Source organism: Pseudomonas frederiksbergensis (genome assembly GCF_003732275.1).
GTDB lineage: Bacteria > Pseudomonadota > Gammaproteobacteria > Pseudomonadales > Pseudomonadaceae > Aquipseudomonas > Aquipseudomonas frederiksbergensis_H.
This window is the reverse complement of sequence record NZ_MOBM01000042.1, coordinates 105,220-122,985: the sequence shown is the minus strand read 5'-3', so window position 1 is coordinate 122,985 and position 17,766 is coordinate 105,220. Positions and strand designations below refer to the sequence as shown.

Annotated in this window: 12 protein-coding genes; 5 read left to right on the top strand and 7 right to left on the bottom strand. The window is 59.7% G+C overall.

Annotation, left to right across the window (positions count from 1 at the left end; translation table 11 throughout):
- Positions 1-106: 106 nt before the first annotated feature.
- The 5 genes from BK662_RS33540 to BK662_RS33520 all read right to left on the bottom strand — a co-directional run bounded on the left by BK662_RS33540 (position 107) and on the right by BK662_RS33520 (position 9,547).
- Positions 107-709 (bottom strand): DUF924 family protein, encoded by a 603-nt coding sequence (locus BK662_RS33540; RefSeq protein ID WP_123361134.1) that lies wholly within the window; start codon positions 707-709, stop codon positions 107-109.
- A 3-nt stretch (positions 710-712) separates the two neighbouring features.
- Entirely contained in the window at positions 713-1,723 is a 1,011-nt protein-coding gene (locus BK662_RS33535) for a class 1 fructose-bisphosphatase (protein WP_123361133.1), read from the bottom strand.
- A gap of 250 nt (positions 1,724-1,973) precedes the next feature.
- Positions 1,974-3,341, bottom strand: coding sequence for a DUF3999 domain-containing protein (locus BK662_RS33530; RefSeq protein WP_123361132.1), 1,368 nt, complete (start codon positions 3,339-3,341; stop codon positions 1,974-1,976).
- On the bottom strand, positions 3,338-6,925 hold the full coding sequence (locus BK662_RS33525; protein ID WP_123361131.1) for a DUF2339 domain-containing protein: 3,588 nt from the start codon (positions 6,923-6,925) through the stop codon (positions 3,338-3,340). The genes BK662_RS33530 and BK662_RS33525 overlap by 4 nt, the downstream gene beginning before the upstream one ends.
- Positions 6,926-7,096: 171 nt before the next feature.
- On the bottom strand, positions 7,097-9,547 hold the full coding sequence (locus tag BK662_RS33520; RefSeq protein WP_123361130.1) for a glycogen/starch/alpha-glucan phosphorylase: 2,451 nt from the start codon (positions 9,545-9,547) through the stop codon (positions 7,097-7,099).
- A 258-nt stretch (positions 9,548-9,805) separates the two neighbouring features.
- On the opposite strand from BK662_RS33520, the gene BK662_RS33515 reads away from it, so the two are divergent.
- Positions 9,806-10,246, top strand: coding sequence for a YkgJ family cysteine cluster protein (locus BK662_RS33515; RefSeq protein ID WP_123361160.1), 441 nt, complete (start codon positions 9,806-9,808; stop codon positions 10,244-10,246).
- 216 nt (positions 10,247-10,462) lie between these two features.
- On the opposite strand, the gene typA is transcribed toward BK662_RS33515, so the two are convergent.
- Together typA and thiI are read right to left on the bottom strand one after the other, a co-directional pair.
- Entirely contained in the window at positions 10,463-12,283 is a 1,821-nt protein-coding gene (typA, locus tag BK662_RS33510; RefSeq protein ID WP_007907857.1) for a translational GTPase TypA, read from the bottom strand.
- Positions 12,284-12,422: 139 nt separating this feature from the next.
- On the bottom strand, positions 12,423-13,877 hold the full coding sequence (thiI, locus tag BK662_RS33505) for a tRNA uracil 4-sulfurtransferase ThiI (protein WP_008005335.1): 1,455 nt from the start codon (positions 13,875-13,877) through the stop codon (positions 12,423-12,425).
- 330 nt (positions 13,878-14,207) lie between these two features.
- On the opposite strand from thiI, the gene glnA reads away from it, so the two are divergent.
- From glnA to BK662_RS33480, 4 genes are all read left to right on the top strand, one after another.
- Positions 14,208-15,614, top strand: coding sequence for a glutamate--ammonia ligase (glnA, locus tag BK662_RS33495; RefSeq protein WP_007907861.1), 1,407 nt, complete (start codon positions 14,208-14,210; stop codon positions 15,612-15,614).
- A gap of 134 nt (positions 15,615-15,748) precedes the next feature.
- Entirely contained in the window at positions 15,749-16,309 is a 561-nt protein-coding gene (locus tag BK662_RS33490) for a chorismate mutase (protein ID WP_123361128.1), read from the top strand.
- 101 nt (positions 16,310-16,410) lie between these two features.
- Positions 16,411-16,932, top strand: coding sequence for a DUF4124 domain-containing protein (locus BK662_RS33485; protein WP_123361127.1), 522 nt, complete (start codon positions 16,411-16,413; stop codon positions 16,930-16,932).
- Complete coding sequence (locus BK662_RS33480; protein ID WP_123361126.1) at positions 16,929-17,534, top strand: DUF4124 domain-containing protein; 606 nt, start codon at positions 16,929-16,931, stop codon at positions 17,532-17,534. Before BK662_RS33485 ends, BK662_RS33480 begins: the two co-directional genes overlap by 4 nt.
- The last annotated feature ends 232 nt before the right edge of the window (positions 17,535-17,766 follow it).

Here is a 17,766-nt window from a genome sequence, read left to right as displayed (position 1 = left end):
TGGCCTCATCGCGAGCAGGCTCGCTCCCACAGTGGATCTCCAGCGCGACAAAGATCCGTGTGGGAGCGAGCCTGCTCGCGATGGCGGTATCAGCAACAACGAAAAGCTAGAAGCGGGATCCAGGTCCTGAAAGAAACTCCATTTCCTCAACCGTAGATTCGCGCCCCAGCACCGCATTGCGATGGGGAAACCGCCCAAACCGCGCAATGATCTTCTGATGCCGCTCGGCATAATCCAGGTTGTCGGCAAACACCGCCCGATCCGCCTCCGGTTGCTGTTCAACCAGATCAAGAAACCGCGAAACCGCCTCGTTCTGTACGGCCAGATTTTCGCAGTGCTCGAACACCAGATAGATAAACACCCGCTGGATCGGTCGCAGTTGCCGATCGAAATCCGCAGCAATGCCTTGCGCTACCAGTGCCTGAGCCCTGAGGTCGCCTGAAAAGGATTTGGGGGTATCGCGAAAGATCATTCGCGGAAGTTGATCGAGTAGCAGCACCAGGGCCAGCCAACCTTCAGGGCATTGCACCCATTCGGTCAATCCGCCGGCCAGTGCCTGCTCGACCTGGTCCCCGAAACGCATCCGCGCTTCGAGGTCCTGGCTGTCGCGCTTGCCGAACCATAACTTGCCCTTGTCAGCCGATATTTCGTTGGGTGATTCGAAAGATCCAAACCACCACTCGAGTAACGGCTGCCAGGGCGCGGTCATGTTTTATTCCTTGTGGTAAGCCGTGACGCGGGCAACTTCTTCTTTCGAACCGAGGAACACCGCAACACGCTGGTGCAGGCCTTCCGGCTGGATGTCGAGGATGCGCTGGTGGCCGTCAGTGGATGCGCCACCCGCTTGCTCCACCAGGAACGACATCGGGTTGGCTTCGTACATCAGGCGCAGTTTGCCCGGCTTCGACGGCTCGCGGCTGTCGCGTGGATACATGAACAGACCGCCGCGGGTCAGGATGCGATGCACGTCGGCCACCATCGCGGCGACCCAGCGCATGTTGTAGTTCTTTTTCAGCGGGCCTTCTTCGCCTGCCAGTAATTCGCCCACGTAGCGCTGTACCGGAGCTTCCCAGTGACGCTGGTTGGACGCGTTGATGGCGAATTCCTGGGTGGTTTCAGGAATGGTGATGTCTTCATGGGTCAGGACGAAGCTGCCCATTTCACGGTCCAGGGTGAAACCTTTCACGCCGTCGCCCAGGGTCAGGATCAGCATGGTCTGTGGACCATAGATGGCATAACCGGCGGCCACTTGCTGGGTACCTGGCTGCAGGAAAGCCTTTTCATTCAAGGGCTCGTTCTGGCTCAGGTATTCGTTCGGGCAACGCAGTACCGAGAAGATGGTGCCGACCGGGGCGTTGATGTCGATGTTCGACGAACCGTCCAGCGGGTCGAATACCAGCAGGTACGCGCCTTTCGGGTATTTGCCCGGAATCTGGTAGGCGTTGTCCATTTCTTCGGACGCCATGCCGGCCAGGTGACCGCCCCACTCGTTGGCTTCAAGCAGGATCTCGTTGGACAGCACGTCGAGTTTCTTCTGCACTTCGCCTTGGACGTTTTCGGTGCCCATGCTGCCCAGGACGCCACCCAGGGCGCCTTTGGAGACGGCGTGGTTGATTTCCTTGCAGGCACGCGCCACCACTTCGATCAGGAAGCGCAGATCGGCAGGAGTGTTGTTGCTACGGGTCTGCTCAATCAAATAGCGACTCAAGGTAACGCGGGACATGGACGGCTCCGGTGGAATGGGGGGGCTAAAAACCCGCGCAGTTTAACGCGAGTCGGGGCGCATTTCCTCCTATCAGACGTGATACACCCAATAGAGTTCATGTGCGGGGTTGAGCGTAGTTCGAAATGGGCATTTTTACCGACCGATAAACCGCTATCGCGAGCAGGCTCGCTCCCACAATGGATCGCCAGTGTTCAGGCGATCAGTGTGGGAGCGAGCCTGCTCGCGATTGGGGTGCAAAGCATCACCTTCAGGATTTGACTGGTGGCTTGCGCAGCAAGCTGAAGGCCATGGCCCCCAGAACCAGCACGCTGAGCAACAGCACCGCCCACAACCCGAATTTCTTCCAGTTCGTGTCCGCCACCGTTGGCACGGTCGCCGCCGGAGTCACCACGACCCCACCCTCCACCGTCGCCTTGCCCAACGCCGCCAGCTTCGCAGCGCTGTAATCCGGAATCAGCGTCGACAATGGCAAGCTCGCCGCCTTCACCGTCGCACTCCCCAGCGCCAGCGTATAAGGCCCGGCCCCGCGCGCCAGGAACACCAGTTGCGTGGAGCGCACGGCAAATCGGACGGTCGGTGCTTCGGCGCCCAGGCCACCGCCGCGCTCATCCACCGTCAACTTCAATTGCTGAACGGTCTGGCCCGGCAGCTGCAATTCGTTCTGCACCACGTCCTGGCCATTCTGGGTCAAGCGGTAGAGCAAACCGCTGGTCAGCGTTTGCCACGGCAGGCTGGTTTCCCGGCGACCCGACAACGTCACCGGTGCCAGGCTGTTGGGTTGATTCAGCTCGATCTGCAAGCGCTGGACGTTCAACCCCATCGGCAATTGCCAGATGTACTCACCGGCCTTCACGCTGGTGCCAGCCAACGGTTGCGACCAGACCAACGGCAGCGGCAAGGTGCGAGGGTTGGTGCTTTCCAGTTGCGCCGACGTCAGCACTGGCGCCGATTGCGGTGAACTCCACAGCAAGCGCAGGTAGCGCGCCGATTGCCCCGGCAGGCCGACTTCATGTTGCTCGACCCGTTCGTCGGCAAACGTCAGGCGTGCCACCTGCCCTTCGCCCCACGACTGCCAATGCTGCAGATCGTCGCTGGCTTCGATGCTGAAGCGCTGGAAACCGTCGCGATCGCTGGTCCAATCGAGGATCAATTGCTGCAATGGCGCCTTGATGCGGCTGGCGTCGAGCAACCAGCCGCGCAACTCTTCTTCCCCTGCCTCCAACTGGCTGGACGGCTGCACTTCAATCAACGTGCCGTTGGTGTTCGATTGCACGCGCACGCTCGGCGCACGTTCGGTGGCATCCGCCGAGTTGTACAACGGGAACCACTTCACGTCGTTCAGCGTGCGGTTTTCGCGGGTCTGCGCGGGCTCTCGGGCCAGAGCATAAGCCTGAGGCTCACCGGCGGCGTTGAACACGCGTAGATCGCTGAGATCGGTTTGCCGCGCTTTCAGTTGCACGCCCAAGGGCAATTCCAGGCGATACCACGGGCCTTCGCCACTCACCGACAACGGCACCTGCGCGGCGAAGTCCGTCGGTTTTTCCTGCGCGCCGGCCGACAGCGCCACACCCAGCACTACAGCACCCCACAAGCTCAGGTTCAGCTTCTGACTCAAGACGACACTCCTTCGGTTTCAGGGGCCGGTTTTTCAACATCCGGCACAGCTTCGGCACGCTTGGGTGGCAACGGAGCGAAATAGCCCACCACCAACAGCAACACGCCAACGCCAATAAACGACACGATCCGCGCGAGCCCGCCGCGGTTACTCAATTCAATGAAGAACAACTTGGCGACCACCAGCGCGATCAGCGCCGCGCCGATCAGCCAGACTTCGCGGCGATGACGCAGATGCCCACCGATCATCAGACTCAGGGCCATCAGGGTCCAGACGATGGACAGGCCGGCCTGCACCAACATCGACCCAAGCAACAGATCCAGCGCGTACGGCACGTCACCCCAATGGTGAGCCGCGCGCATCACCAGCGCGGTGAAGAAGACGAACAGCGAAACCCCGGCAATCACTTGCGTGGCGTTATCGGCGTACGCCTTGCGTATCGCCAGTTGCGTCACGGCGCTGCGAGACCAGACGTAAACGCCGAACAAAGCGAACAACAGGCCCAACTCCAGCGGGTTAATCAGCGGCACATACGGCAATGGCTCGGCGGTGCCGTCACTGGCGATGTTCGCCAGCCAGAACCAGCCGAGCATCAGCAACGCCAACGGCGCAGCGGCATAGACCCGGTACTCGCGGGGATAATCCGACACCGGCCACGGCCACGTGCGTGGTGCAGCCATCAGCACCAGATACAGGCTCGGCAGAATCGCCCAGCCCAGCCAGCGCCAGGCGTTGTACTGCTCCGACAACAGCAGCAAGCCGTAACGCAGCTCCAGGGCCAACACGCCGATCAACAGCCAGCAGCCGAGCACATGGGCGGTGCTCAGGGCTCTTGCGGGCAGCGTTGGCGCCAGACGCCGCAGCGAGATGAAATGCACGACGAACACCGCGACCCAAACCAGCCAGCCGAAGTTGGCGGCCGGGTGATAACGCGAATGCCAGGCCGCGAGCAGCACCAGACCTGCTGCGGGAATCAACAAGGTGCAGAGCAAGCCCAGCGACGACCACTTCAGGCGCAGCGCCAACAACGTCCACAGCGCGACACTCACGGCGGCGACGGCCAGCAACAAAGTGGCTTGCAGATTCAACGGCGCAAAGCGCAGCACTTCGCTGACCCACGCCAGCGCCCACCAACCTGCGCCCCACACCACCAACACTTCCGACAAGCGCTGCAGGCTCAACCCATCGAAGGCCGAAGCATGGTTGCCGAGCTGCAGACGCCAGGCTCCGACGAATGCGGCCAGCCCCAGCACCAGCGGCGTCCAGAAACCGCCATGCGCCAGCGGCCGCAACCCTTCGCTGAGCAGCGGGCCAAGCAGATCCGGCCCGGCGAACAGGAACGCAGCGCCACCGATCACCTGCAACAGCAGACCAAAGACAAAACTCACGCGCTGCTTCAGGTACAGGCTCAGCCAGATGATGAACAAACCACTGGCGGCCCACACCGCGCTCGCGGTTTGCCACGGCAACACGAACAACACGGCGAGGTTGATCAGCACCAGACCGGCCAGCAACACCACTGACAAGCCGCGCAGCAAACGCACGTCGCTGCGCACCATTTCGTCGCGGGCCGCCAGCAACATCCCGCCGATCAATGCCAGCCCGATCAGGGACGCGCTGAGCAAACCGCTCCAACCGGCGCTGAACACCGCAGCCGACTCACCGCCCGCCCCTTGCAGCCGCAACAGGAACAACGCACCGCCCAGCAGTTGCACGGCGAACGCGGTGAATAGGAAGGTTCTCGATTGCAGGCGCAGGCCGACGAACAGTGTCGCCAACCCGGCCAGCGCCCAACTGATCGCCGTGCCATGAGTGAAGAAAAACAGCGGCGCCAGCAGATAAAGGAACGTCAATCCCAGGCAGGCCAGCACCGGCAGTGCTTGGTGCTCCCACTGCGACGCCTGTTCAGGCAACGCTTTGCGTAATTGGTAGAAGCTGAACAGCAGCGCCACACCGAGCATCAACGCCCCCAACGGGGCGCCATCGAGCAGGCTGCTCTCGCCGATCCGCAGCTCGCTGAGGAAGGCCAGTGCCGAGCCCAGTTGCAGCAGCAAGGCAAAGGCTCGCGCCAGCGGTCGTTGTTGGCGCAGGCCGAGCCAGAAAATCCCCGCGCCTTCCACCGCCCAGGCGGCTGCAGTCCAACGCGCGTCGAGCCCCAAGGGGATCGCCAGGCTGGCGAAGATCACCCCGAGCGCCAGACAGGTTTCCGCCAACAACAGCGCTCGACCGCCCATCAGCAACCGGGCCAGCCCCATGTAAATCATGCCCAGTGCCAAGGCGCTGAAGGCGGTGGCAAATTCCAGATGCTCCACCAGCGCGAACTGCAAACCGAAACCCACCAGCGGCGGCGCGAACAACATGGTGCCATCGACGTAATCGCCCTTGCGCGCTGACCAGTGCAGCAGTGCATCGCGGCTGCCATCCTCGGGCGCATCGCTCATTTCCAGCAGTTTGCGCCGGGCGAACAACAGGCCGATGGCCAGGTACATCAGGAAAAACAGAATCAGGAACGGCTCGGTGCTCCATAGCAGTTCAGGCTTGTAGGAACGCAGGCCCCAGGCCAACCCGATGCCGAAGGTGCCGACAAAACCGATCAGGTTAAGCAGCCGCCAGGCCTTGAACCACGCGATGGCGAGGATGCCGGCGTTGAGCAAGGCAAAGTAGCTGAACAGCGCGACATGGTTGCCGGCGCCGGTGGAGGTCAGGATCGGTGCGGCGAAACCACCCAAGGCGGCAGCGGCGGCCAGGCCCAGAGCGTTTTGAGTAATGGCGAGAATCGCCGAGAACACCGTCACCACCACCAGCAAGCCCAGCGCCGCCGTGGGGTCGAGCAATGGATGCAGGCGCATCGCGGCAAATACTGTCAGGTACAACACCGCAATCCCGGTGCCTTGCAGCATCAGCGCGTAATTGCTGTTGCGCAGTCGCAACCACCAGCCCAGCGCGAGCAAGCCCAAGGCCGCCGCCGCGACACCGGCGTAACGCAACTCGACCGGCACCACCATGCCTTCGGTGGCGTAGCGCAACAGGAAGGCCAGGCCGAGGAACAACAGCACCACGCCGACCCGCAACACGGTATTACCGCCGAACAGCCAGTTGCGCGCGCCGCTGATGGCCCGCTCGATGAAGTTCGGGCCGCGCGGCGCCGCCGGTTGTTGTGGTTCGCGGGCGACCGGTTCGGGTTTCCAGAGATCATCGGGCAGTGGACGACTGGTTTCGGCGGCGGCCGCTGTGACGGGTTCGAATTCAGGAGGTAGCTCCCAGATCAGCTCGGGGGCTGCGACAGGGGCTTGTTCAAGAATGATTTCAGGGGATGCAACCGGTTCGCTGGCCGCAGCTTCACTGGTTTCAGGGGATTTGACGCCCGATACTTCCAGCAATGCCAGTCGCTGCTCGACCGCATTCAGCGCAACCTGCGCTTGATCGAGCAAGCGTCGCTGCTCGGCGGTTTGAGTACTCAAGCGGCTGATGCGGATTGCCTGGCCGATACCCAGCCCGAGCAAAGCGCCCAACAGCGCATCGCTGAACGACTCGTCAAATAACCAGCCCAGCAGCAGCCCAATCAGCATGAACATCCATTGCATGGTCGATATCCCTAAGCGCATTGGCCAATCCAAGAAGATTAGCGTAGCCAGCTCCAAAAAGATCGCAGCCTTCGGCAGCTCCTACAACGGCGTGATAGCACGCGATTGTGTAGGAGCTGCCGAAGGCTGCGATCTTTTCCGGCGCGCCAGTATATCGAGCCGAACGAAGACTTACTCCAGAGCCTTCCAAATATCCGTGGCGTACTCGCGAATGGTCCGGTCGGACGAGAACCAACCCATCCGCGCACTGCTCAATACCGCCGAGCGCCACCATTCTTTCGAGTCGTGCCAGTGAGCCTCGACGCGCATCTGAGCGTTCCAGTAAGAGTCGAAATCGGCGCAGACCAGAAAGCGGTCGTAATCCACCAGCGAATCGATCAGTGTGGTGTAGCGGGACGGATCGTCCGGTGAGAACACCCCGCCGCGAATCGCTTGCAGCACGTCGTTGAGTCGATGGGAGGCGGCAATGTCCGGCGCCGCGCTGAATTCATGGTTGAGCTTGCGCGCTTCCACTTGCTCGGCGCTCAGGCCGAAGATGAACATGTGTTCGACACCAATGCGCTCGCTCATCTCCACGTTGGCGCCGTCCATGGTGCCAATGGTCAGCGCGCCGTTGAGGCCGAACTTCATGTTGCTGGTGCCCGATGCTTCGAAGCCTGCGGTGGAAATCTGCTCCGACAAGTCCGCCGCCGGAATGATGCTTTCGGCCAGGCTGACGTTGTAGTTGGGCAAGAACACCACTTTGAGCAAACCACGCACGGTCGGGTCGTTGTTGACCACCCGGGCGATGTCGTTGGTCAGTTTGATGATCAACTTGGCCTGGTGATAACTGGCCGCCGCCTTGCCGGCGAAGATTTTCACCCGCGGCACCCAGTCGATTTCCGGTTCGGCACGAATCGCCTGATACAGCGCGACGGTGTGCAGCAGGTTGAGCAACTGACGTTTGTATTCGTGGATCCGCTTGACCTGCACGTCGAACATCGCCGCCGGGTTGATCGCGATCCCCAACCGTTCATGAATCAGGTACGCCAGGGCTTTTTTACTGTGCAGCCGCTGCTCGGCGAACTGTTTACGGAATGCAGTCTTTTCGGCAAACGGCTCCAGCCCGATCAGGCTTTCTTCGGGGTTATCCAGCATATCCGGGCCGAGGGCGTCGACCATCATCGAGGTCAACTCGGGGTTGGCCTGATAGAGCCAGCGGCGGAAGGTAATGCCATTGGTCTTGTTGTTGATCCGCTCCGGATAGAGTTTATGCAACTCGGAAAACACTGTGCTGCGCATCAGTTGCGTGTGCAGGCCAGACACGCCGTTAACGCTGTGAGAACCAAGGAATGCCAGGTTACCCATGCGCACGCGTCGACCGTTGTCTTCCTCGATCAGCGACACCGCACGCAACACGTCGAAATCGTGAACGCCCTTGGCCCGCAATGAGTCGATGTGCTGGGCGTTGATCAAATAAATGATCTGCATGTGCCGTGGCAGCATCCGCTCCATCAAACCGACCGGCCAGGTTTCCAGCGCTTCCGGCAATAACGTGTGGTTGGTATACGACAGCGTGTCGACGGTGACCTGCCACGCCGCATCCCACGCCACGTCATAAACGTCGACCAACTGACGCATCAACTCGGCCACGGCGATCGAGGGGTGAGTGTCGTTGAGTTGAATGGCCGCGTGATCGCCCAGGGTCAGCACGGAGGTGTGCATGTTGCGATGGCGGCGCAGCAAGTCCTGCAGGGATGCGGCGACGAAGAAGTACTCCTGGCGCAGACGCAGTTCCTGGCCGGCATCGGTGCTGTCCGCCGGGTAGAGCACGCGGGAGATACTTTCGGCCCGGGCCACTTCGGCTACCGCACCCAAGTGGTCGCCAGCGTTAAAGCGCTCCAGGTGCAAATCTTCCATGGCCCGGGCACGCCACAGTCGCAGCGTGTTGACACTCGCGCCGCGCCAACCAACCACCGGGGTGTCATAGGCAATGGCCCGCACGGTTTCCGCAGGGGACCAGACTTGCCTGGATTTGCCGTTTTCATCGGTCACGGTTTCGACACTGCCGCCGAAGCCGATCGGGTAGGCGACCTCCGGCCGTTCGAACTCCCACGGGTTACCGAAATCCAGCCAGTGTTCGGTCTGCTCCTGCTGCCAGCCGTCGACGATGGCCTGGCGGAACAAACCGTGTTCGTAACGAATGCCGTAACCATGGCCGGCGATGCCCAAGGTCGACATGCTTTCCATGAAGCACGCCGCCAGGCGCCCGAGGCCTCCGTTGCCCAGCGCCGCATCGGGTTCCAGCAGACGGATGCGTTCGATGTCGACGCCAAGTTCGGTCATGGCCTCACGGGCCACATCGAGCAGGCCGAGGTTGCTCAGGCTGTCGTAGAGCAAGCGGCCGATCAGGAATTCAAGGGAGAGGTAATAGACCCGTTTCTGGCCTTTGCGGTAGATCTGCCGGGTGTGGTCCATCCAGTGCTCGACCATGTGATCGCGCGCCGCCAGGGCGATGGCTTCGAACCAGTCGTGGTCGAAGGCGTGATCCGGGTCTTTGCCCACCGCGTAGGTAAGCTTGGTCAAGACGGCGTCGCGGAATGCGGCCACCTCTGCTTCGCGAACAAGTGGTTCTTGAGTCATCGATAAGACCTCGAGCGAGCGTGAAGTTGTCTGAGCCTAGTCGGTCTGACAGACCATTGAGACTCTGGTTCGGCAGTTTTCCCTGTTAGTGCGAGATAGATCGACATTACGTTGTTGCGTGCCAGAAACAATGCAGGGGCCGTGCCGGACACAGGGATTATTTTGCGCCAAGCGAAAAAATCTGGCGAAAGGTTGTTCAAAAATCCACCAGTCCCGGTATGATCGCGCGCCCTGATGCACACGCTGGTAACACCGATGATGAAGCCCAACCTGATCGCCGCCGCGGAGATCGATCGCCTCGATACCTGGGCCAAGTACTCTGCCCCGATGTGCGGTTCCTGCGTATCCAGCTGCTGCACCTTGCCGGTCGAGGTCAAGATCAAGGATCTGATCCGTATCGGCATCGTCGATGAGTTCGAGCGTGGCGACCCGCCGAAGAACATCGCCAAGCGTTTGCAGAAGGAAGGGATCGTCGAGCGCTATAACCAGAAGTCCGAGATCTTCACCCTTCAGCGCATGAGCAACAACGATTGCCTGTACCTGGATCGTAAGAGCCGTCTGTGCACTATTTATGATAAGCGCCCGGACACCTGCCGCAACCACCCGAAGATCGGACCGCGGCCGGGGTATTGCGCGTACAAGCCTAAAGAAGTGGTGCGCGAGAGCAGCGCCAGCCGTCGGACGCTTGAGAAGTTCTGATCCAGAATCCCGCTGCCTGAACCGGCCTCATCGCGAGCAGGCTCGCTCCCACAGTTGATTTTTGTGTACACATAATCTGTGTTCAACACCGAACCCTGTGGGAGCGAGCCTGCTCGCGATGAGGCCCTCACAAACGCCGCACAAACCCCAGACAAACAAAAACGCCCCCGACCTTGCGGTCGGGGGCGTTTTTTTAAGCGCTAACTAAGTCGAAACTCAGTTACCCGCTTTCTTGGCAGCGCGGGTACGCTCGCTTTCGCCCAGGATCTTCTTGCGAAGACGGATGGACTTAGGAGTGACTTCGCACAATTCGTCTTCTTGAACGAATTCCAGAGCCTGCTCCAGGGTGAAGCGGATAGGCGGAACCAGAGCGATGGTTTCGTCTTTACCCGAAGCACGCATGTTGTCGAGCTTCTTGCCTTTGGTTGGGTTGACGCCCAGGTCGTTGTCGCGGCTGTTGATGCCGACGATTTGACCTTCGTACACGTCTTCACCGTGACCCAGGAACAGTTTGCCGCGAGCTTGCAGGGTTTCCAGCGAGTAAGTCAGCGCCTTACCGGTAGCAACCGAAACCAGCACGCCGTTCTGACGGCCGGACATGTCGCCGGACTTCATCACGTCGTAACGGTCGAAGATCGAGGTCAGGATGCCTGCACCGGAGGTCAGGGTCAGGAACTCGTTACGGAAACCGATCAGGCCACGAGCCGGGATGTTGTACTCAAGGCGCACACGACCCTTGCCATCCGGAACCATGTTGGTCAGGTCGCCTTTACGGATACCGATCTGTTCCATGATCGAACCTTGCGATTCTTCCGGCAGGTCGATGGTCACGTTTTCGTACGGTTCGTGCTTGACGCCGTCAACCATGCGGATGATTACTTCCGGACGACCAACACCCATTTCGAAGCCTTCGCGACGCATGGTTTCGATCAGTACCGAGAGGTGCAGCTCACCACGGCCGGAGACTTTGAACTTGTCGGCGGTGTCGCCTTCTTCAACGCGCAGGGCAACGTTGTAGAGCAGTTCTTTGTCCAGACGTTCCTTGATGTTACGGCTGGTGACGAACTTGCCTTCTTTGCCGCAGAAAGGCGAGTCGTTTACCTGGAAGGTCATGGAAACGGTTGGCTCGTCAACGGTCAGCGGCTTCATTGCTTCGACGTTCAGTGGGTCGCACAGAGTGTCGGAGATAAACAGCTGGTCGAAGCCGCTGATGCAGACGATGTCGCCGGCAGCTGCTTCTTCAACGTCGATGCGGTGCAGACCGTGGTGACCCATCAGCTTCAGGATACGGCCGTTACGCTTCTTGCCGTCGGCGTCGATAGCCACAACCGGAGTGTTCGGCTTGATGCGACCACGAGCGATACGGCCAACGCCGATAACACCCAGGAAGCTGTTGTAGTCCAGAGCGGAGATTTGCATCTGGAACGGACCGTCACGGTCGACTTTCGGCGCAGGTACGTTGTCGACGATCGACTGGTACAGCGGAGTCATGTCTTCAGCCATGTCGGTGTGTTCCAGACCGGCAATGCCGTTCAGGGCCGAGGCGTAGACGACTTTGAAGTCCAGCTGTTCTTCGGTAGCACCGAGGTTGTCGAACAGGTCGAAGATCTGGTCCAGAACCCAGTCCGGACGCGCGCCTGGACGGTCAACCTTGTTGATAACCACGATTGGACGCAGGCCGGCTTCGAAAGCCTTCTTGGTCACGAAACGGGTTTGCGGCATAGGGCCGTCTTGAGCGTCAACCAGCAGCAGAACGGAGTCAACCATCGACATTACGCGTTCAACTTCGCCGCCGAAGTCGGCGTGGCCCGGGGTGTCCACGATGTTGATGTGGTAGCCGTTCCAGTTGATGGCGGTGTTTTTCGCCAGAATGGTAATACCGCGCTCTTTCTCCTGGTCGTTGGAGTCCATCACGCGCTCGTCGTTGAGCTCGTTGCGCTCCAGGGTGCCGGATTGACGCAAGAGTTTGTCTACCAGGGTGGTTTTACCATGGTCAACGTGAGCAATGATGGCGATGTTGCGTAGATTTTCGATCACTTGTGTATCTCGATCAGAGGATTCGGTGTGCTGACAAGTCTTGGCAGCGATTTACAGTAGAGTCCGGCAAAGCCGTTACAGCTTGACGGCGGCGTCGGGGGGCCGGTGACGCAGGCCACAGGCAAACAGCCCCGGGCACTTAGCTCGGTCGATAAACGCGCACATTGGCATGCCCCTCACTGAGCAAATGGTGGGCATGCAGGCGACTCATCACGCCTTTGTCGCAATACAACAGGTACTGGCGAGTAGGGTCCAGTTCCTTGAAACGAGCGTTCAATGCATAAAACGGCATCGTCTGCACCTCAATGCCAGCGAGTTCCAGCGGCTCGTCTTCAGCGGCATCCGGGTGACGGATGTCGATGATGATCTGGCCCGCCAGTGCTTCGCTGACTTCTTCGATCTGCAAATCCTGGCCCAATTCGTCGATCACGCGATCGATCGGCACCAGTTTGGCGTTCTCGAGCGCACGCTCAAGTACCGCCATGTCGAATTCTTTCTCTTCATGCTCCACGCGCGGACGCTTGGCGTGGGTCTTTGGGTTCACCGAGATGACCCCGCAGTATTCCGGCATGTGCTTGGCGAAATCGGCAGTACCGATTTCGTTGGCCAGGTCGATGATGTCCTGCTTGTGACTGGCGATCAGCGGTCGCAAGACCAGCTTGTCGGTCACGCAATCGATCACGGACAGGTTCGGCAACGTCTGGCTCGATACCTGGGAAATCGCTTCGCCGGTGACCAGCGCTTCGATCTCCAGCCGATCGGCAATACGGGAAGCAGCGCGCAACATCATACGCTTCAAAACTACACCCATATGACTGTTATCGACTTTCCCGAGAATTTCTCCCAGTACTTCCTCGAACGGCACACTGACAAATAACACGCGTTGGGAGCTGCCGTACTTCTTCCAGATGAAGTGCGCGACTTCCATGACGCCCAGTTCGTGGGCACGTCCGCCCAGATTGAAGAAGCAGAAATGGCTCATCAGCCCGCGGCGCATGATCTGGTAGGCGGCGACGGTGGAATCGAAGCCACCAGACATCAGTACAAGCGTCTGTTCCAGGGCACCCAGCGGATAACCGCCGATGCTGTTGTGCTGGCTGTGGATCACGAACAACCGTTTGTCGCGAATTTCGATGCGAACTTCGATTTCAGGCTCTTTGAGCGAGATTCCGGCGGCGCCGCACTGACGACGCAGTTGGCTGCCGACGTATTTTTCGACGTCCATGGAGCTGAATTCGTGCTTGCCGGCACGCTTGCAGCGCACCGAAAAGATCTTCCCGGCCAGGGCGTCACCGAAATGCTGCTTGCACTTGGCGACGATGTCGTCAAAGTCGCCCAACGGGTATTCATCGACCTGCAGGAAATGCGCGATGCCCGGCATGCAGCTCAGGCGCTCGGTCATCTCCTTCAGGGCTTTCGGCTCGCTGACGCGGGTTTCCAGCTCGAGATTGTCCCACACACCGTTCACCACCACAGCCGGGTCCAGATCGCGGAGCACGGTACGGATGTTTTTGGCCAACTGGCGGATGAAACGCATCCGTACCGGGCGGCTCTTGATGGTGATCTCGGGGAAGACTTTTACGATTAGTTTCATGAAAACAGCGCGCGCTGGGCCAGCCGAAAAAGGGGGGCGCGGATTATAGCGGAAATTGCTCAAGGTTTAACCAGTTAATGTGCAGAAGGTTTTGCACGCACCAAAACAGGTCATTTATCGAATTCGACGCTACATTACAGGGCGAGGTTTTGCGCTTTTCGAGGCATTGCACCTTTATAAGCGTGATATTGGGGCAAAAAATCCATGGTGGGGCACTGGCATGCAATTTGCTCCCTTGTGAGGCAGGTTGCCATGGCAGAGTATTCGCGCCGGCATCACCCACATTCTAAGGGCATCCACTACTAAGCCCGAAGCCACCCGGAGGACACTATGTCGAAGTCGGTTCAACTCATCAAAGATCATGACGTCAAGTGGATTGATCTGCGCTTCACGGACACCAAAGGCACTCAGCACCACGTGACCATGCCGGCTCGCGATGGGCTGGATGAAGCTTTCTTCGAAGAAGGCAAAATGTTCGACGGTTCCTCCATCGCTGGCTGGAAAGGCATCGAAGCTTCCGACATGATCCTGATGCCGGACGACAGCACTGCCGTTCTCGACCCGTTCACCGAAGAGCCGACCCTGATCCTGGTTTGCGACGTGATCGAGCCTTCGACCATGCAAGGCTACGACCGTGACCCACGTGCGATCGCCAAGCGTGCCGAGGAATACCTGAAGTCGACCGGTATCGGCGACACCGTATTCGTGGGTCCAGAGCCTGAGTTCTTCATCTTCGACGAAGTGAAGTTCAAGTCCGACATCTCCGGCTCGATGTTCAAAATCTTCTCCGAACAAGGTTCGTGGATGTCCGACCAGGACGTGGAAGGCGGCAACAAAGGCCACCGTCCAGGCGTCAAAGGCGGCTACTTCCCTGTTCCGCCGTTCGACCACGACCACGAAATCCGTACCTCCATGTGCAACGCCATGGAAGAAATGGGCCTGGTCATCGAAGTTCACCACCACGAAGTGGCGACTGCCGGTCAGAACGAAATCGGCGTGAAGTTCAACACCCTGGTTGCCAAGGCTGACGAAGTTCAAACCCTGAAGTACTGCGTACACAACGTTGCTGACGCATACGGCCGCACCGCGACCTTCATGCCTAAGCCTCTGTACGGCGACAACGGTTCGGGTATGCACGTTCACCTGTCCATCGCCAAAGATGGCAAGAACACCTTCGCTGGCGAAGGCTATGCCGGCCTGTCCGACACCGCTCTGTACTTCATCGGCGGCATCATCAAGCACGGTAAGGCTCTGAACGGCTTCACCAACCCGTCGACCAACTCCTACAAGCGTCTGGTCCCAGGTTTCGAAGCTCCAGTGATGCTGGCTTACTCGGCTCGCAACCGTTCGGCTTCGATCCGTATTCCTTACGTGTCCAGCCCTCGCGCTCGCCGTATCGAAGCTCGCTTCCCGGATCCAGCAGCTAACCCGTACCTGGGCTTCGCTGCACTGTTGATGGCTGGCCTGGACGGCATCCAGAACAAGATCCACCCTGGCGACGCAGCTGACAAAAACCTGTACGACCTGCCGCCTGAAGAGGCGAAAGAAATCCCACAAGTTTGCGGCAGCCTGAAAGAAGCCCTGGAAGAGCTGGACAAAGGTCGTGCGTTCCTGACCAAAGGCGGCGTTTTCAGCGACGACTTCATCGACGCTTACATCGCCCTGAAAAGCGAAGAAGAAATCAAGGTTCGTACCTTCGTACACCCACTGGAATATGAGCTGTACTACAGCTGCTGATCCGGTAGCGCCGCGCTACGCGGCGTGACAAAAGAGAGGCCTCCTTCGGGAGGCCTTTTTTATGGACGACCGTCTGTCATCGGATGCCCGGTTGCGTGCATCATGGCCTTCATCCGATAAAGCCGAGATGCCCCATGCGCCTACGCCCATGCCTTGCCCTGCTCACCGCCCTGCTCACCGCCCTGCTGGTCAACAACGCTTTTGCCAGCCCAGCCCCCGCCGCCCTCGCCCCGTTGCTTGGCACCATCGAAGAACGCTTGGCAATTGCCGATCAGGTCGCGCTGAGCAAATGGGACAGTGGCAAACCGGTCGAAGATCGGCAGCGCGAGCGCGAAGTCATTGCCGGCGCTGTCGCCCTGGCACCTGCCTATAAATTGAGCGATGAAGCCGTCGAACAATTTTTCTCGGCGCAGATCGAGGCCAACAAACTGGTGCAATACACGCACCTGTCTGACTGGCATGCGCAAGGCAAGGCGCCCAACGATCCTCGCCCCGATCTCGTCGGGCAGATCCGCCCACAACTTGATCAGTTACAAAAACGCCTGCTGCAACAACTGGCCGATTTCAGCCCTTATCGCAACGACCCGCAGTGCCCGTCCTGGCTGGCCAAGGCCAATAAAACCGGCGCCCACGCGCCATTACGCGAGCTTGCCCAGGTACGCGCCACCGCTGAGTTGTGCAGCGCCAGCCGTTGAGCCGACCTGCCGATATGCGCTGAAGTGCTCTATGCTCAGCGCTTAGTCGCCATGAACGGAACAGGGCCGGACACTTGCCCAACGGCCAATGGAAGCCTGCAATGCGCTCATTGTTGTTATGCCTGCTTGTGCTGATCGCCCTGCCCGCCGCCGCCGCCGCGCAGATCTACAAATACACTGATGCCAACGGCAACACCGCCTACAGCAATCAACCGCCCTATGGCGTAAAAGCTCAACCCGTGGAGTTGCCGCCGCTTAACAGCGTCGGACTTCAACCGCCGAGCGAGCCTGTAGCACCTGTGCAATCCAGTAGCCGTGAACAGCCCGGCAGCGCCTATCAGGTGCTGGAGCTGACGGGGCTGCCCACCGAAGAAGCCCTGCGCGCCAACAACGGCACGTTCACGGTTAGCGTATTGATCCAACCGCGCCTGCAAGGTCCTCATCGATTGAGGCTGTTACTGGACGATCAACCTTACGGCCAACCGAGCAATGTCCCGATTCTGCAACTGGTGAATATCGACCGTGGCGAACACCGCCTCGCGGTTCAGGTGATCGATGGGCAAAACGTCGTGCAACAGAGCCCCACCGTGACTTTCACCGTACAACGGGTGCATAAGCCTTGAGGTTCTGGCTGTTGGTCGCATGCCTGATCAGCCTGCCGGCAATGGCCGAGGTTTTCACTTACATCGACGCCCAGGGCAATCGGGTCTTCACCGATCAACCGGGCACCCGTAACGCCAAGCGCGTGCCATTGGCGACCAGCAATCGAATGTCGGCCAACCCGAGCGCCGCCCCCATGACGGCCGCGAAAAACCAGGCCAACCCCCTGTTTCATTACGACATGCTTCGTGTGCTGGTGCCGGACCCGGATGCCACGATCCGTAGCACTGCCGGTGAATTGATCGTCAGCGTTACCAGCGAACCCGGCCTGCAACAGGGCCATCGCTATCGCCTGCTGCTGGATGGCCAACCCACCGCCGAGCCTGGCCCAAGCCCGGTATTCGCCCTGAGCAACATCGACCGCGGCAGCCATCACCTGTCCGTGGAAATTCTCGACGAACGGGGCCGTACCGTCGAACGCACGGCCAATCAACCCTTCCATATGCTGCGCATTTCCCTCGCACAGAAGCGCCAGGTCAAACCCTGCATCCTTACCGACTACGGCCAACGGCCGGAATGCCCCCTCAAAGACAAGCCCGAAGAAGAAAGCTCCTTCTGGCGCTAATGCCCGTCAGTTAAGCGCACCCATGTGGGAGCGGGCTTGCTCGCGAAGACGGCGGCACAGCCAACATTGATGTCGCCTGACAAACCGCTTTCGCGAGCAAGCCCGCTCCCACAGGTTTTCGCATCCGCGCTGACTGAGCTTCTTTTACTTTGTTCAGGTTTGCGCACTATATTGGTGCAATAGAGTGCACCGTACTCACATCTCAACCCATTTTGGTTCGAAAGTACCCGCG

What these genes read in the sequence shown, in the direction of transcription:
- BK662_RS33540 (WP_123361134.1), bottom strand. Translation starts at nt 709, where the DNA reads ATGACCGCGCCCTGGCAGCCGTTACTCGAGTGGTGGTTTGGATCTTTC.
- BK662_RS33535 (WP_123361133.1), bottom strand. Translation starts at nt 1,723, where the DNA reads ATGTCCCGCGTTACCTTGAGTCGCTATTTGATTGAGCAGACCCGTAGC.
- BK662_RS33525 (WP_123361131.1), bottom strand. Translation starts at nt 6,925, where the DNA reads ATGCAATGGATGTTCATGCTGATTGGGCTGCTGCTGGGCTGGTTATTT.
- BK662_RS33520 (WP_123361130.1), bottom strand. Translation starts at nt 9,547, where the DNA reads ATGACTCAAGAACCACTTGTTCGCGAAGCAGAGGTGGCCGCATTCCGC.
- BK662_RS33515 (WP_123361160.1), top strand. Translation starts at nt 9,806, where the DNA reads ATGAAGCCCAACCTGATCGCCGCCGCGGAGATCGATCGCCTCGATACC.
- thiI (WP_008005335.1), bottom strand. Translation starts at nt 13,877, where the DNA reads ATGAAACTAATCGTAAAAGTCTTCCCCGAGATCACCATCAAGAGCCGC.
- glnA (WP_007907861.1), top strand. Translation starts at nt 14,208, where the DNA reads ATGTCGAAGTCGGTTCAACTCATCAAAGATCATGACGTCAAGTGGATT.
- BK662_RS33490 (WP_123361128.1), top strand. Translation starts at nt 15,749, where the DNA reads ATGCGCCTACGCCCATGCCTTGCCCTGCTCACCGCCCTGCTCACCGCC.
- BK662_RS33485 (WP_123361127.1), top strand. Translation starts at nt 16,411, where the DNA reads ATGCGCTCATTGTTGTTATGCCTGCTTGTGCTGATCGCCCTGCCCGCC.